General features: G+C 56.7%; 10 protein-coding genes. 9 read left to right on the forward strand and 1 reads right to left on the reverse strand.

Features of this window, described 5'->3' with window-relative positions:
• The first annotated feature begins 78 nt into the window (after positions 1 to 78).
• From HY011_23965 to HY011_23985, 5 genes are all read left to right on the forward strand, one after another.
• Positions 79 to 708, forward strand: coding sequence for a DUF4126 domain-containing protein (locus tag HY011_23965; GenBank protein MBI3425998.1), 630 nt, complete (start codon positions 79 to 81; stop codon positions 706 to 708).
• A gap of 305 nt (positions 709 to 1,013) precedes the next feature.
• Positions 1,014 to 2,990 (forward strand): DUF3857 and transglutaminase domain-containing protein, encoded by a 1,977-nt coding sequence (locus HY011_23970; GenBank protein ID MBI3425999.1) that lies wholly within the window; start codon positions 1,014 to 1,016, stop codon positions 2,988 to 2,990.
• Positions 2,991 to 3,180: 190 nt separating this feature from the next.
• Complete coding sequence (locus HY011_23975; GenBank protein ID MBI3426000.1) at positions 3,181 to 5,148, forward strand: DUF3857 domain-containing protein; 1,968 nt, start codon at positions 3,181 to 3,183, stop codon at positions 5,146 to 5,148.
• 203 nt (positions 5,149 to 5,351) lie between these two features.
• Positions 5,352 to 6,038, forward strand: a complete 687-nt coding sequence (locus tag HY011_23980) for a hypothetical protein (GenBank protein ID MBI3426001.1) — start codon at positions 5,352 to 5,354, stop codon at positions 6,036 to 6,038.
• 503 nt (positions 6,039 to 6,541) lie between these two features.
• Complete coding sequence (locus HY011_23985) at positions 6,542 to 9,562, forward strand: hypothetical protein (GenBank protein MBI3426002.1); 3,021 nt, start codon at positions 6,542 to 6,544, stop codon at positions 9,560 to 9,562.
• 172 nt (positions 9,563 to 9,734) lie between these two features.
• Here the strand turns inward: HY011_23985 and HY011_23990 are convergent, their stop codons facing one another.
• Positions 9,735 to 12,242, reverse strand: coding sequence for a VWA domain-containing protein (locus tag HY011_23990; GenBank protein MBI3426003.1), 2,508 nt, complete (start codon positions 12,240 to 12,242; stop codon positions 9,735 to 9,737).
• Positions 12,243 to 12,628: 386 nt separating this feature from the next.
• On the opposite strand from HY011_23990, the gene ndk reads away from it, so the two are divergent.
• The 4 genes from ndk (at position 12,629) to HY011_24010 (ending at position 15,816) form a co-directional block, all read left to right on the forward strand.
• The gene (gene ndk, locus HY011_23995) at positions 12,629 to 13,051 is read left to right on the forward strand and encodes a nucleoside-diphosphate kinase (GenBank protein ID MBI3426004.1); all 423 of its coding nucleotides are present in this window, start codon (positions 12,629 to 12,631) and stop codon (positions 13,049 to 13,051) included.
• Positions 13,052 to 13,256: 205 nt separating this feature from the next.
• Complete coding sequence (locus HY011_24000; GenBank protein MBI3426005.1) at positions 13,257 to 13,934, forward strand: ABC transporter ATP-binding protein; 678 nt, start codon at positions 13,257 to 13,259, stop codon at positions 13,932 to 13,934.
• 126 nt (positions 13,935 to 14,060) lie between these two features.
• Positions 14,061 to 14,429 carry a hypothetical protein gene (locus tag HY011_24005; GenBank protein MBI3426006.1) on the forward strand — a complete coding sequence of 123 codons (369 nt, stop codon included), beginning with the start codon at positions 14,061 to 14,063 and terminating at the stop codon, positions 14,427 to 14,429.
• A 577-nt stretch (positions 14,430 to 15,006) separates the two neighbouring features.
• Positions 15,007 to 15,816: a hypothetical protein gene (locus HY011_24010; GenBank protein MBI3426007.1), complete on the forward strand. Its 810-nt coding sequence runs from the start codon at positions 15,007 to 15,009 to the stop codon at positions 15,814 to 15,816.
• Positions 15,817 to 16,506 lie beyond the last annotated feature (690 nt).

Here is a 16,506-nt window from a genome sequence, read left to right on the forward strand (position 1 = left end):
CTCATCAGAAGCGCGGCAAAGCGCCACCGATGAACCTCCCCAGACGACAGCAACCCGGCAACGAAAGGAATCAACGCAATGTCCGTAGACTGGCTTCCGACAATGGCCACGGCAATGGGTTCGGCCTGGCTTTCCGGCATCAACTTGTACGCGACTGTCGTGACGCTTGGCCTGTTGCAGCGCTTTCACTGGGTCAAGCTGCCCGGCGAGTTGAACATGCTGGGCGAGTGGTGGGTGATTGGCATCGCCGGCGCGTTTTATCTGATCGAATTTGTCGCCGACAAAATTCCAGCCGTGGATTCGGCCTGGGATGCGATTCACACCTTCATTCGCGTACCGGCGGGCGCGATTCTGGCGGCGACGGCGGTGGCTGATTTCGACCCCTCCGTAAAAATGGCCGCGATGCTGGTGGGCGGCACCCTGGCGCTCGGTTCACACGGCACCAAAGCCGCAACGCGGTTGGCGGCCAATGCCAGTCCCGAACCGTTCTCAAACATCGGACTGAGTCTGATCGAAGATGTCTTCGCCATCGGTTCGACGATCCTGATGGCGTTTTATCCGGTGCTGATTCTGGTGCTGATCGTGATCTTCGTGATCGTGGCCTTGTGGGTGGTGCCGAAAATTGTGCGCGCGTTGCGGCGGTTGATCGCGCGCTTCAAAGGGTTTTTTAGCGCCCCAGTTGAGGAGGCGGGCAGCCCTAGTCAATAGGGCTATGGTTCATTGATACTCTTGGGCCAGGCGGAATTTCAGCCGCCGCCTAGCCCGTGCTTATGAGGCCGCGCTCAATTTGAAAATTCCTGTTGCAACGCCTTCGGCAACTTCGTATAGTCCGCCTCGCACGCCCCCGAAGCCTTGAGCGTGCCTGATTCAGTTAGCCTTTGATTCAGTGACGAGAGACAAAGATTCGGCAGCAATTTCTCAACATTTAACTTCAACGGTTTTTTCGACATCGGTACGACGCGTACTCAGTGCCCAACACGCTAAGCCTCGTTTTTCAAAGAAGGGAGTTCTGTATGAAACGCCAACTCTGGCCCGTCCGCCTGCTTTTGCTTTTTGCTGCGAGTTGCCTGCTCAACGCGCCAGCCTCGGCCCAGTGGAATCAATGGAAACCCATTGATCCGGCCCACGTCGCGCTGCCCGCGCCCACCATTGATAAAAGCGCCGACGCCGAAGCCTTGTTTTGGGAGGTGTATGTCAACGACGCCAATCAGGACACGGAATACCTGCATTATTTGCGCGTCAAAATCTTTACCGAGCGCGGCAAGGAAACGCAGGGCAAAGTCGAATTGCCGTATTTCAACAACGTCCAAATCAAAGACATTACCGCGCGCACCATCAAACCTGACGGCACGATCATCGAATTGAAGAAAGACGCCATCTTTGACCGCGAAGTGGTGAAATTCGGCAAGTTCAAAATCAAGGTCAAATCCTTTGCCATGCCCGCCGTCGAACCCGGCGTCATCATCGAATACCGCTGGCGCGAGGTGCGGCAGAACCAGATGGCCGACAACGTCCCGCTACAATTTCAGCGCGAAATTCCGGTGCAGAATGTCCGTTATTATCTGAAGCCTTATCCCTACGCGACGCAGCCCATGAAATCCATGACCTTTCAGACACGCGGCCAGATGAACAACTTCGTCAAAGCCAAAGATGGCTATTGGCTGACCGAGATGAACAATGTGCCGGCCTTTCACGAAGAGCCGTATATGCCGCCTGAAAATCAGGTGCGCACCTGGATGCTGGTGTATTACGCCGCCGACCGCAAACAGGCGCCGCAACAGTATTGGCAGGAAATCGGCAAGGTCTTTTACGAAGTCACCAAGGCCGATATGAAAGTCAATGACGAGGTGCGCAAGGCCGCCGCCGAAGCTATCGGCGACGCCGCTACGCCGGAACAGAAGCTGGAACGGCTGTTCAATTTCTGCCGCACCAAAATCAAAAATCTCAGCGATGACGCTTCCGGTTACACGCCCGAACAACTGCAAAAACTCAAAGACAACAAATCACCCGCCGACACGTTGAAACGCGGCTACGGCTGGGGCAGCAACATCAACGGCCTGTTTGCGGCGTTGGCGACGGCGGCTGGGTTCGATGCCCGTTACGCCGTGACCAGCGACCGCAGCCGCAGCTTTTTCGACGCGAACTTTCTCAACCTCTATTTCATGCGCGGCTCGAATATCGCCGTGAAGGTCGGCGAGCAATGGCGCTTTTTCGATCCGGCCAGCACCTATGTGCCCTTTGGCATGTTGCGTTGGCAGGAAGAGGGCATCAAAACCCTGATCGCCGATAACAAGGAAGCCACCTTTGTGCCGACGCCGCTTTCGCCGCCCGAAAAATCGCTGAGCAAGCGCGTGGCCCGGCTCAAATTGAATGAAGACGGCTCACTCGAAGGTGTGGTGCGCGTCGAATATACCGGGCACGCCGCCGTCGAGTTCAAAGAAGATTACGACGACGCCACGCCCGCGCAGCGCGAAGAAAAGCTCAAAAATGCTGTGCAGTCGCGCCTCGGTTGCGAGTTGTCCGAGATCAAGATCGAACCGCCCAACGATCCCGTCAAACCGTTTGTCTATTCGTACAAAATCAAAGCGCCCGGTTATGCCGAACGCACCGGCAAGCGCCTCTTCCTGCAACCGGCGTTTTTCCAGAAAGGCATCGCGCCGCTCTTTTCGACCAACACGCGCGAGCATGACATCTATTTTCACTATGCCTGGCTGGAACAGGATGACGTCGAAATCGAGTTGCCCGCTGGGTATGCGCTCGACAATGCCGAAGCGCCCGCGTCTTTCCCCATCGGTGATTTTGGCAATTACAAAGTCACGCTGGGCCTGACAGCGGATCAGAAAATTCTGGTCTATCACCGCGACTTCAAATTCGGCGGACTGATTTTCCCCAAGAGCAATTACGCGCCGCTCAAACAGGCCTTTGACACGTTGCATCAACAAGACAATCACGCCATCACGCTCAAACAGGGCGTGGCGGCGGTGAAATGAAAAGCGAAAAGCTGGTTGAACGGTTCTGTCAAAGCCCTGAAAGGGTGAAATTCACAGGGTGTTCAGAGTTCACGCTTCAGCGTGTTAATTCGACTTAGACACGCTGAAGCGTGAACTCTGAACACTAATTCAATGCCATTGCCCTACGAGGCGGCTTCGGAATTTTCAATGCTTGCCGGACGGGAAATTTATGCGCAACAAATTTTGCTTTTGTCTCTTGGCGTTGCTCATTTGTAGCCGCGCAGCCATTGCCGCCAGCGATGATGTCCCCGCCTGGTTGCGGCAAGCGGCAGCCGTCACGCCGCCGGCCTATCCCAAAGAGGTCAAGGCCGTCGTCTTGCACGACGAGACGCGCAAGACGGTGGATGACGATGGGCGCATCACGACCTGGGATTATTACGCCGTGCGCATCCTCGCGCGCGATGGACGCGGCGAGGCCGTCGCGCGCGCCGGTTACACGACGGGTTCGGAAAAGATAAAGGAAATGCGCGCCTGGCTGTTGCGTCCGGATGGCACAGTCAAAAACTATGGCAAGAAAGAAATGCTCGACCTGGCCGAAGTCGAGAACGACATTTACAACGAATCGCGCGTGCGCGTGCTTTCAGCCAGCGCCGAGGCCGATACCGGCGCGGTTTTCGGCTACGAAATCAAGACCGAAGAGAAGACCATCTTCTCGCAATTTCGCAAAGCCTTTCAGTCGAACGTGCCTGTGTTGCTGGCGCGGCTCAACGTCACCTTGCCCAACGGCTGGCGCGCCGAGAGTCTGACCTTCAACCACGCCAAGTTAGAGCCGGTAGTGAATGGCAATAGCTACACTTGGGAACTGACCAACCAGCCGCAGATCGAAGACGAACCGGCCAGCCCCAGTGCCTCCGCGCTGGTGACGCTGGTTGCGGTCAGTCTCTATGCGCCGCCCAACAAAACGACCATGCTGCGCGCGTTTGCCAGTTGGAAAGATGTCGCGCGTTACACCGCCGAATTGAGCGACCCGCAAGCGGCGTTCAACGATGCGATGGCGGCCAAGGCGCGCGAATTGACGGCCAATGCCAAAACTGAATTCGAGCGCATTCAGGCCATCGGGCGCTATGCCCAAGCGGTCAATTACATCGCCGTCTCGATTGATGTCGGACGCGGTGGCGGCCATCGTCCGCACGCCGCCACCGATGTCTTCAGCAAAAACTATGGCGATTGCAAAGACAAAGCCAACCTGATGCGCGCGCTGCTCAAACCGCTCGGCATCGAGGCCTGGCCCGTGATCATTTATTCCGGCGACCCCACGTTTGTGCGCCCCGAATGGCCTACGCCGGGGCAGTTCAATCATTGCATCATCGCCGTCAAGGTGAGTGATGCGACCAACGCGCCGACCGTCATCAAATACCCCGCGCTGGGGCGCTTGCTGATTTTCGATCCGACCGATGAGCAAACCCCGGTGGGCGATTTGCCCGATCACGAACAGGGAAGTTGGGCGCTGATTGGCGCGGGCGAACTCGGCGATCTGGTCAAAATGCCGGTCACCGCACCCGAGGCCAACAAACTCGAACGCACGGTCGAAGCCGCGCTCGACGCCAGCGGCAACCTGACGGCCACCATCAAAGAGTCGTCATCGGGCCAAGCCGCCGTGGGTGAGCGCCGCCAATTCAAACATTATGCCCAGCCCGATTATCTGAAAATGACGGAACGTTGGATCACGCGCGGCGCGCCCGGCGCGGTGCTGAGCAAAGTCGCGCCCAATGATGACGCGCAGGCGGGCAAATTCGCGCTCGAAGTAGAATTCAAAGCCCCCGCCTATGCCAAAACCATGCGTGACAAGTTGATGGTCTTCAAACCCGCGCTTGTCTCGCGCCGCTCATCGCTCTTCCTGACCAAAGACAAACGCGCCTATCCGGTCGTGCTCGAATCGCAAGCCTACAGCGAAACCACGCGCATCCAATTGCCCGCCGGGTTTGAGGTGGACGAAATGCCCGAGGCCGTCGAACTCAATCATCCCTTTGGCAACTACGCCATGACCTGCGAAGCGAAAGCCGGCCAATTGCTGTTCAAGCGCACCTTGATTCTGCGCGCGGGCACGATCCCGGTGGAGCAATACCCCGCCGTCCGCAGCTTTTTCGCCCGTGTGCTGGCGGCGGAACAAGCGCCGGTCGTGCTGGCGAAAAAGTGAGCAGCGAGGCCAGCGTAGCGCAACCCGCCGAGGTTGCGCGGCTTCAGCAGCTACGACATTCATTTCAACCATGACCTCCACTGGCTCTGCTGTTGAAGCCGCGCAACCTCGGCGGGTTGCGCTACTGTCAATGAATCCGCCCGCTTCAGCCTTTACGTAAGCTCTCACGTTGAGATTCCATTCTTTTCACTCGGAGGGCGCTAATGATCACTTCCAATCATTCACCATCTGCCAGCCGCAAACGCGCGCGCTGGCTCGTGCTGGCCGTGCTGCTCGCGGCGTTGGGCTGGGCCGCTTACAACTTATACGCCCCGCGCCAGACCAAGCTGCGCGAGTTCGATGCGAACGAGGTTGCGCGCATCGAGACCGCGATGTGGCGCTCGTATTACGACAAGGAGCGGCTGGCGCTGTTTACGCAACTGGCCGAACTGATGCGCTCGCAATACCGCATGACCCTGTTGCGCTCGAACGAAGCGGCCTATCAAGCGGCCAAGGCGGCCTTTGTGTTCAAAGAAGGGAAGCAGCGCACCGATTACGAAAAAGCGCTACCGAGCATCCGCAATTTTTACCGCGACATCCGCGCGCAAAGCGATACGCCCTTTGATGTCGAACGCGCCGCCAAATTGGAATTGGAATGGTGGATCATCCATCGCCAGCGCGCCCAGCACAAAGACGGCGACTTGGCGCGCTCATTGGCCGAATTGCAGGCCGAACTGTTTCAGTTACCCGTCGAACGTTTCACCGAACACGCTCGCCTGCGCGCCGAAGCCATGACCATCCGCGATGACAAGGCCGAAGCGGGTAGTGTGACGGAAGCCGACTGGCAGCACATTGATGAATTGCTGCACCGTTCGTGGCAATCGCTGTGGAAAGCCGTGCAGCCAGGCTGAGCCGTATTCTTATTGGGGAAAAGAAAGTTTCTCGCCAGGTTGCCAATATCCCTCAATGCCAGCCGTCTTAACACGGCGACACTCAGTGGAAACCCCGCGGCTGAGTGGCCGTTGGTGTAGGTGGCGCGCGCGGCACACAGACCGTTCGCGGGCCAGGGCTAGATTGCCGATTCGACGCAAATTGGCGGCTGTATTGTTCAGGCGTTCCCAGGTGCTGCCAGCAGTGTTGCAATTTCTCCCGCAAGCACGCGAGTGCTTTTCCTACCGTCCAGCTTCTGCCGAAATGAAAGCCGATCATCGTTCATTGGGCAGGACTCCTATGCCACAGACGCAGCGCGGCTGCGTAAGCGCAACTTGAGCGTTGTTCTTTCACTTCACACCAACAAATCCGGATCTGCTGCTAACCCAAAACTAATTGCATTGCTGCTGCACGCCGCAGGTAAGGCGCCCTTGGCAGGCACGGCATTGTTCGTAAAAAAAACGGCCTACCTTCAGGAGACCTTATGAACATGACGCATCCGGCGGCCCGCTACACGCGTGGCCTCAAAAAGCTGTTGCTGCTAACTTTTTGTGTAGTCGTTGCCGTGGTTTTCAACCCGCCCTTAACGCGCCAGGCCGCCACAGCACAATTGCCGACCTTGCTGTTTGTCACGCAACCGCCCTTTGGCTTGGACGCGACTTCGGTCAATGCCGTCAACGGCAATCATCGCGCCGACACGGGCCACACGCCACGCGGCGGCGATCTGTATCTGCGGTTTGGCGACGGCTCGCTGCGCAATCTGACTGCCGAAGCGGGTTATGGATTGAGCGCCGGACAGGAAATCGCCGTGCGCGAACCGAGCGTGCATTGGTCGGGGGCGAAGGCGCTATTCTCGATGGTGGTGGGCGGCACGACGCCGGGCAACACCGCGCCGGTCTTTTGGCAAATTTACGAAGTCACCAATCTGCTGCCGGGCCAGACGGCGCAAATCACCAAGCTGCCGCAACCCGCGAACAGCAACAATGTCTCGCCGATTTATGGCACCGATGACCGCCTCATTTTCACGTCGGATCGCCCGCGCAATGGCAACTTCGCCAACTATCCCGCGCTCGATGAATATCAGGCCGAACAGACCAACACCGGTTTGTGGTCAATGGCCCCGGATGGCAGCGATTTGAAATTGCTCGATCATTCACCGTCGGGTGATTTCAGTCCGCTGATCGCGTCGGATGGCCGCCTGATTTTTACGCGCTGGGATCATCTGCAACGCGACACGCAAAGCTCCAACGCTACACTCATCTCAAAAAACAATCCCTTCGATTATGTTTCAGAAGCCAGCACCCAACAGCTTCCGTTTGCCGACAGCTTTCCTGAACCGCTTACGCAACCCGCAGGCGCGTATCTGAAAGGACATCACTTCAGCCACTTCTTTCCGTGGCAGATCAATGAGGACGGCACGAATCTGGAAACGCTCAATCACATCGGACGCCACGAACTCTTTCAAAGCTTCCCCGCGGCGCATCAAGGCCTGCCCGATTTCACCACTGCTGCCGGACGCCGCACCGCGATCATCTTGACGCAGTTGAAAGAAGACCCGAACAATCCGGGCTATTTTTACTGCACACAACCGCCCGATTTCGGCGGCCATAATTCGGGGCAACTCATCGCGCTGAAGGGCGACGAAGCGACAAATGCCGACAATATGCAGGTGGATTACATCACCGATCCGCTCTCGCTGGCGTTTTATTTGCCAGGTATTCAGACGCCACCCGCCAATCATCCCGGCCATTTCCGCAATGCGACGCCGCTCTCTGACGGCACGCTCATCGCGGTGCATTCCGATTCGCCGTACCGCGACAAGACCAACGGCGGGCCGCTCACTTCGCTTTACAACTTCCGCCTGGTGCAGATGCTGCCGGGCAATCCGTATTTCACCAAAGGCGCGCGCCTGCTCGCCAACGGCATCACGAAATCAATTTCGTATTGGGACAATTCGGTCGGTACAAGCGGGCAACAAGTGAGCTATAGCGGCCAACTCTGGGAACTCGATCCGGTCGAAGTGCGCCCGCGCGCCGTGCCGGTCAAACACAGCACCGCGCTGCCCGCCATCGAACAACAGATTTTGAGCGATGAACTCGGTGGACAGGCGGGCATTGATGCTTTTCAAAGCTACCTGCAAGCGCACAACCTCGCGCTCGTGGTCAGCCGCGATGTGACGCGCCGCGCCGACAAACAGCAGGATTACAACCTGAAGATCGCGAACAGCGCGACGCAATCGGTCGAACCCGGCGCGGTGCCGCTCGATCTGGCGTTCATGCAATTTCTGCAAGCCGATCTGCTGCGCGGCTACAACGCCTTCAATGTCGGAGGCCGCCGCCCGATGCCGGTGATGATGCATGACGGCTTGTTGCCGGTGGCAGCGGGTGCTCCGCCGAGCAGCGTGCAATTGGCGGGCGATGGCAGCATGGCCGCGCTCCTGCCGGCGCGCCGCGCAGTGACGTGGCAAATGCTGGGGCCGGACGGTTCGTCCGTTGTGAAAGAACGTTACTGGGTGACGTTTGCGCCGGGCGAAATGCGTTCGTGCGCCAATTGCCACGGCATCAACCAAGCGGATGTCTTCGGTCAGCCGAAGCCGACCAATCCGCCGCAGGCTTTGCACGTGCTCGCGGCCTGGTACCGTGACAACATCAAAAACGCCGTGACCGCGCTCACCCCTGCGAATGCGAGCTTCGCCGCGAATGGCGGCGCGGGCACGGTCAACATCACGCCCGCCAACGTGGCGAATTGGCCTGCCGTGAGCAATACGAGTTGGCTGAACATCACCTCGGTCAACAGTTCGTCGGTGAGTTACACGGTGGCGAGCAATCCAACGAATGCCACGCGCATTGGCACGCTGAGCATCGCCTATCAAACCTTCACCGTCACGCAAGCGGGCATTGCGCCGCCGCCAACGCCGACACCAACCCCGTTGCCAACGCCAACGCCATTACCGTCGCCGTCGCCTTCACCGTCGCCACAAACATGCACCTTCACATTGTTGGGAGGCTTGTCCATTGTCGGCGCGAATGGCGGGGCGCTCAACGTTTCGGTTACAGCTAGCGGCGCGTGCGCGCGCACAGCCGTGAGCAACGTGCCGTGGCTGGTCGTCATCAGCGGCGCCAGCGGTGTGGGCAGCGGTACAGTCACGGTGCAAGCGGCGACCAATCCGACTTACAGCAATCGCACAGGCACCGTCACTATCGCGGGGCAAGTGCTGACCGTCATACAGTCGGGATTGAGCGGCGGCGCGTGTGATTACACCTTGACGAGCACCAGCCGCACCATTGCGGCAGCAGGCGGTACAAAAGGCCTGTCCGTCGTGACGGCGGCGGGTTGCCCGTGGACAAGCGTGAGCAACGTGCCGTGGATTACGGTCAATACGCCCAACTTGGTCGGCTTCAACACGGTGCAATTCACTATTGCCGTCAACAGCGGCGGCACGCGTATTGGCACGCTGACCGTGGCCGGTCAAACTTATACGGTGACCCAGACGGGCACACCGTAAACAGACGAAGGGGAGACAGTGCGTCCCGTCTCCCCGCTTGAATGTTCAGGACATACTGGCCGGGCGAAGCCTTTGGAGTGCGTGCGGCACAGGCCGCCGCTTTGGTATCCCCTTTGTCATTTGCTCATCAAGGGACTACCAAAGCGGCGGCCTGTGCCGCACGCACTCCAAATCAGAATTGAGGCGCGATGTAACGCACGCTGGCGAGTTCGGCCAGCGCCGCCAGCTTCTCCACCGGCAATCTGCCGATGAGAAATTTTGAGTTGGCTGGGTTGAGCACGATTTCAACGCCGAGCTTTTGCAATTCGGCCAGCACCGCCGCCGATTTCTCGGTCAGGTGGATTTGCAGTTCAGCTTTGCCCGCGTGCACGAATTTGAGTTCGGCGGTGGCGGCTTGTATGGAACTGGTTTGCAACCGTACCAGCAAGGCTGCGATGGCCGGGTGCAGTTTGGCGTTGTGCCGCGGGTCTTTTGTCATAGGATGCGGCGGTTCAGGCGACGGTGATGTTGCCACCGTAGCGTTAGTGGCTGGCCGATTGGGCAGATAGACATTCCCAATATTTCGTTCGTGAAGCCCCATTATTGCCTGTTTTTCGTCCTTAGCAGTGTCCAGATCGAAGAATGAACCGGCAAAGCCTGAAATGCCGCCGTTGACGCTGATAGTTTGGCGTCCTTTTTCTTTCAACTGAGCATCAATATCCACTACTTCACCGGACAAGCCTTTGCGGCTCACACCCTCCGGCAATTCCACCGGCACATCCACCCGGCGCGGCACGCCGCCTTCCGTCACCATCGTCTCTTCGACCGCGACAAACGAAGTGAATTGCGTCAGCAGCCGGAAATCCAGGCCGAGTTGCGTGATGGCCTCGCGCACTTCGGGTTTGGCGTTGCCGTTTTGCAAGCCCTGAAAATCTTCGCTCATCAGCCGGTCAATGCGCGTGCATGCCCAAAGCGTCGCTAGCACGTCGTGTTCCGGCTGTTGGTCGGGCAGTTCGATTTGCAGTTCGCGCACGAATGGCTGACCCGCTAGCTTGCCACGCAAGCGCACGGTACCGCGCGCGCCTTGGGTGTAGCGGCCCGTCAAAATCAACGGCTTTGCGCTGAACAAATCGGGAATGCGTTGCGGATAAACATCCGTCACCGGCAAGCCGCCCCAATCGAGTTCGATGTCGGTCAGCAGCGGGTTGCGCACCCTTTCGTGAAAGCGTTTGGCCGCCGCCGAACCATCGTCTTGCAAGCTGACGTATTCGACCTCGCCGCGCCCGTGTTCAGCCATTTTGTCGAGCAGGAAGCGATTCACCGACGAGCCGATGCCGAAGGAAAAGACGCGCGCGTTCGGATGCTTTTGCACTTCGCCGATGATCTCGAAATCGTTGCCGACATAACCGTCGGTGATGAAACACACGATGCGCAGGTGGTCTTGCTTGTCGCTGGGGTCAAGCGCCGCGCGAATGGCTTTCATCATCTCGGTGCCGCCGCTGCCTTCGCGCGTTTCCAAAAAGGCCTGGGCTTTGGCGAGATTCGCGCGCGTGGCGGCGACGGGTTCGGGAAACAGGATGTGCGTGTCGCCGGAAAACGTGATTAGGTTGAAGGTGTCTTGCGGATAGAGCGCGTCGAGGGCCAGCCGCATCGTCTCTTTGGCTTTCTCAAGCGGGAAGCCGCTCATCGAACCCGAGGTGTCGAGCACGAAGACCAATTCTTTCGGCGTGACATCCTTGGCCGTCACGCGCTCCGGCGGTTGCAACAGCAGTGAGAAGAAACCACCCGCGTTGCGTCGATGCGCCAGCAGCGCGTCATTGATCTTTTGGCCCGCGACATCGAATTTGAGAATGAAATCTTTGTTGGGAATCGTTTGCTGATTGCGCAAGCGCACGTTGGCGTGGTTGGGGGCCGGGCGCTCGATGTCCACTTCGTGCAAGGTGGATTTCAAACTGTCGAGTGGCACGCCCGTGTCCACGTTGACCGAAATTGAAATGTCGTGCCCGGCGCGCGTGCCTTCAGGCGTAACGGGCGGCGTGATGCGCGAGGCGTCAGGAACTTCGGAAGTATCAGGCGCGGCTTGCGGATTCGGTTGCGCCAGGGGCTGACCCGGAATGTAGCGCGGGCCGACGACCATCGGGAAGACGAATTCATACGTGCCTTCTGCGTATTTCAAAAACTCCACGTAACTGATCGTCACCTTGACCGTTGCGCCAGGCAAGATGTTGGCGACGGCCTGGGTGAAGATGTTCGGACGTTCTTGATCGAGCAGGCTGGCGATCTGGCCGGCGTTGCGCGCGGCTTCGTAAACGGCGCGCGCTTCTTCGCGGCGTTTGATCTGGCCTTTGATGGTGCGTTCGCCGATGCGCATGGTCATATCGTCTACGGCGGCGTTTTGCGGCAGAGGGAAGACGTAAACGGCTTCGATCTTGTCGCTGTAGGGATTGTGGAATTCCTGGGTGACGGTGACGCGCGCCAGCGAACCGGTGACGCTGGCTTGCACGTCGGTGTGTTTGAGCGGACACGCGCCGCGCGCCTGGCCCGTGCTGTCGAGCGCTTGCAACGCGCCTTGCGTAACTTTGCCGGGGGCGGCGGCGGTCGTGCCGGGATCGTTAAAGGGCAGCAGTTCGGGCAGGCATAAATAGCCGCACAGAAACAGCGCCAAAGTGCAGAGCAGGGAAGTCGCAATACGTCGTTTCATGGTTTACTCCTTCTTTGAACACACTCGTGCCAAGCAGTGCACGAGGACACTTCCAACAAAAGAGGGCATCGTTGTGATTGATGATGTCGGCTGACCGACTGATCTGACCGACTGATTTGAATAGACACGCAATCGGGGGGGTTGGTTCCAAACTCTCCGCGCAAAAGAACGCGGGCGGTGCGGCTGGCTTGCAGGAAAATACGGTACCGCGCGCGTCAGCAAGTGGAGCCTTGCCATTGTGTTCATTGGTTGCAAGTGCCAGGCAGCCGCTTGCTAACGCGCGCGGTACCGCATTGGTGGCGCAGATTTTTGATCGGCTGGGTTGGGATGCTATGATGCGCGCCTGCTTCATCATCAATTCAACTTACAAGTGAGGACTTTTCAAAATGGCAGAACCGACGATGACCTTTGCCATCATCAAACCCGACGCGGTGCGCGCGGGCAACGCAGGCAATATCATTCAACGCATCAACGACAATGGCTTCAAGATTCGCGCCATGAAGCTGATCCACATGTCCAAACCCGTCGCCGAAGGCTTTTATGACGTACATCGCGCGCGGCCTTTCTTCGGCGAACTGGTCGAATTCATGACCAGCGGGCCGAGCGTCGTGCTGGCGCTGGAAAAAGAAAACGCCCAGCCCGCCTGGCGCGATCTAATGGGGCCGACCGACGCGACCAAAGCGCCGAAGGGCACCATTCGCGGCGATTTCGGCACGAGCATGGGCGAGAATGCTACGCACGGCTCCGACTCGCCGGAGAATGCCAAGATCGAGTTGAGCTACTTTTTCAACGCGACGGAGTTTTGTTAAAGGCTGAAGGCTGAGTACACCGGAAACTAAGTTTCTTGGCATTTTAAGCTCACCTTGTAGTAACGAATTTATTCGTTACGCGCTGGGACGTAACGAATAAATTCGTTACTACAAGGTGAGGCCGCAATTCTAAAAGAACTTAGTTAGCCGTGTACTGAGGGATGAAGGCTGAAAAGTTTCATCCCTCACCCCTCATCCCACAATCATGGCGATTCTGACAGCGCGCGCAGTCACGCGCGAATATAAAATGGGCGGCGAGACCGTGCACGCACTGGCGGGCGTTGACGTCAACATTGCGCGCGGCGAATTCGCGGCCATCCTCGGCACCAGCGGCAGCGGCAAATCAACCTTGTTGAATCTGTTCGGCGGCCTGGATCGCCCGTCCAGCGGCGAGATTCTCTTTGACGGGCAAAGCCTCGCGCCGCTCTCGGCGTGGGAGATGTCGCGTTATCGTTTGCGCCGCGTCGGCATGATCTTTCAGAGCTTCAATTTGATCCCGACCATGACTGCCGCGCAAAACGTGGCGTTGGCGCTGGCCTTCGGCGGCATGAAACCGCGTGAACGCGAAGCGCGCGCCGCCGAATTGCTTGACCGCGTAGGTCTAGCCCCGCGCGCCAATCATCGCCCCAGCGAGCTTTCGGGCGGCGAACAGCAGCGCGTCGCCATCGCCCGCGCGCTCGCCAACGAACCGCAAGTGCTGCTGGCTGACGAACCGACCGGCAATCTGGACAGCACGCGCGCGGCGGAGTTGATGACCTTGCTCGACGAAATGCGCACGCGTGACGGCAAGACCATTGTGCTGATCACGCACGATCACGAATTGGCGAGCCGCTTCGCCACGCACCTCGTCCGGCTCAAGGACGGTTGCGTTGTGGAAGCCTGATATTTCGCCGCCCGGACGCCTTGCCGCCATTTGCGCGCCCAGCCCCCTCGACTATACTGCCCCCGCTCCGTTAAGGGAGTTGCCACAGCATCACATTCAACACTACGAAAAATAAGGGGTACGGCCATGACTTATCGCACACACCTTGATCACAAGATTTGGTTGACGCTGAGCCTGACGCTCGGCTTACTGGCCTGCTGTTTTGCAAGCTGGCGTGCGGGTGCGCGCGAACCGCGTCCGCTTTTGTCAGAACACAATCCACAACAACGTGCACTGGCTGGCAAGGCGCAGGCGCTTGCGGGCGTGCTCAATGCCGATGGCACGGTGAAGCCGGGTCTGGCGGGGAGTTTTGATGCGAGTGGGTATCGGATGGAGTATACGGCGACGGGGGCCCACGCTTTGTCCAGGCAGCGGCTTGCATGGGACACACAGTTCTGGTTGAACAACGGGGTGAATGGCTCCGTCAGAGCCTCACCCACAGCGGTTCCGACCTGAAGTCGTTGCCGCCGTCGTTGTAGTGGTTGAATCGGTGGTTTGAACGCGCGTTGTTGCTGGAAGCCGTGTGGTTGTGGCTCACGGATTTGCCGTTCGTGTTATCGTCAATCTGTATCGCGCGGCGGAGGGCAAATAGTTAAATCACAACCTAGTACTCCATCAAGCTGTAAGTGATGGATGCTGAGAGCGCATCCGGGATGTAGGGCGGGATTAAATCCCGCCCTACATCCCTCATTTTCAGCTTGATGGAGTACTAGTGGATTTTATCGTTTAGAGTATTGACAGGTGCGGGCAAGGAGTTTATAAGCTGCTTTCAGCTTCGATAGTTATAGGCTAACTCATTCAATATCGAAGCTACTCTCTGAAAAATAGAAAGCCTATTAAACGCAGTCAGCTAAATTCGTTTTTTTGCTTTTATTTTACTTCTTAGCAATTTTCACTGTTCTTTCTGGTTGGATCAAACAGTTCTTGCCCCGCATAAAACATCTAACGTTTTACAGAAGCTTCTGATGGCAGAAGCTTCTGTAAAACGTGTGCAGCAGAGCTTTGTTGTTTTTATATAAAGGAGGATCAAGTCATGAATTGGTATACGTTTCGCAACGTACTGCTTGTATTGATTGTCTGTTTGAGCAGTCTAGGGTCAGTCTCATTGAGAAAGCAGTCAACCACGCTACCGAAAGTCTTGGCTTCAAAACCTGCCCAAAAAAGTAGTGCCCCGGTAATAACAATGGCCTCTGGCTTTCAGGTAGTCGAGTTTAAGCAGGTTGACCGAAAAGTCAGCATGGTCTTGCTCAATAGCTACACAAAAAACATTACGGCCTATATTTTGACAGCCACAAGCCCTGATATTGCCAGCGCCATACTTACTCACAGTATGGACTTGATTGACATGAGCCCAGAAGACGGAGGGGTAATACACACCGGTGCCAAGACAGTTTTTGAAGGAGAAATCTATGGCCCAGCCGAGCAATGCAATCTGACAATACGCGCTGTAGTTTTTGAAGACTTTACTGCTGACGGTGAAGAGCGGTATGTAAAAGAAATACTCGACAACCGCCAGGGAAGGCAAGCATTGATTAACACGGTGTTACCTAAGATTCGATTACTTGCGCACATTACCGAACAGCCCGTTTCTCTAGCTCATAGCAGCTTCTCAAGTCAACTGACTGAAGCAAAAGAATTCGTAGCTTCTATAGCTAATAATCAAAGGCCGAAAGGATTCTCTGATATGATGACTGGGGGGTATTGGAAGGAAGCAGATGCGATTCGCCTTCGCCTTGAAGAAGTTGATAAGGATGTTCAGTCAGGAGACACTAATAGAATTAAGTTTAGGACGTTGCGACTTGAAAGCCTTCTTGAAAAGCTGCGAGATAGACTTTATCCCTAAATGAACGTCTTGCATAATTTTATGTTAGGAGAATGGCTATGAAAAAGAGCTTGATCTACACTTTTTACTGTTCATGTTTGTTTTGTTTGCGACCTTGCTGGGCATTTTTAATGAGGTAACAGCCGCCACTGGTCTCTGTAGCGTAGAGTATCTTCACCCGTTACCGTCGCCTGTGCTTAATGTGACAGGTACGCCAAGCATTTTTAAGTTAAATGGTATTTTACGTCACTCCTTTCAACAGCTTCAGAAATCACAGGGGTTGACGGTTTATTGGCAATATGGAGGCACAAGAAACTATAATTTTAGTGCATCTGGGGAGGCGACGCGCGTTTTACAATATGGTGTTTGTACTGATCAAACTACGCCGAGCTTCCTGTGGGAATGTTGGCCAGATTTTATGGGGCCATACGACTTTTCATCTTGTCAGGATCATACGCAACGACTTACAGTTGTTGTAAATGATAGGGGGTTTGACCGATATTCATTGGCTCCTAATCAATTCGCGTTATGCTCTAGCTCTAACGAGACAGCACAGGGAATAGTTAAGTTTGCTGATCCCATCGAATTTTGTGGGTCAGCATCTATGGCCGCCGAGCGAAGCGGCAATCAGCAAGTTGTGTAACCAATTCTGGTGATAAACAAAACCGTTCAAATCCGCAAAGGGCGAGTGACGCGTCGGGTCACGGCGGC

Source organism: Acidobacteriota bacterium (assembly GCA_016196035.1).
Lineage (GTDB): Bacteria > Acidobacteriota > Blastocatellia > RBC074 > RBC074 > JACPYM01.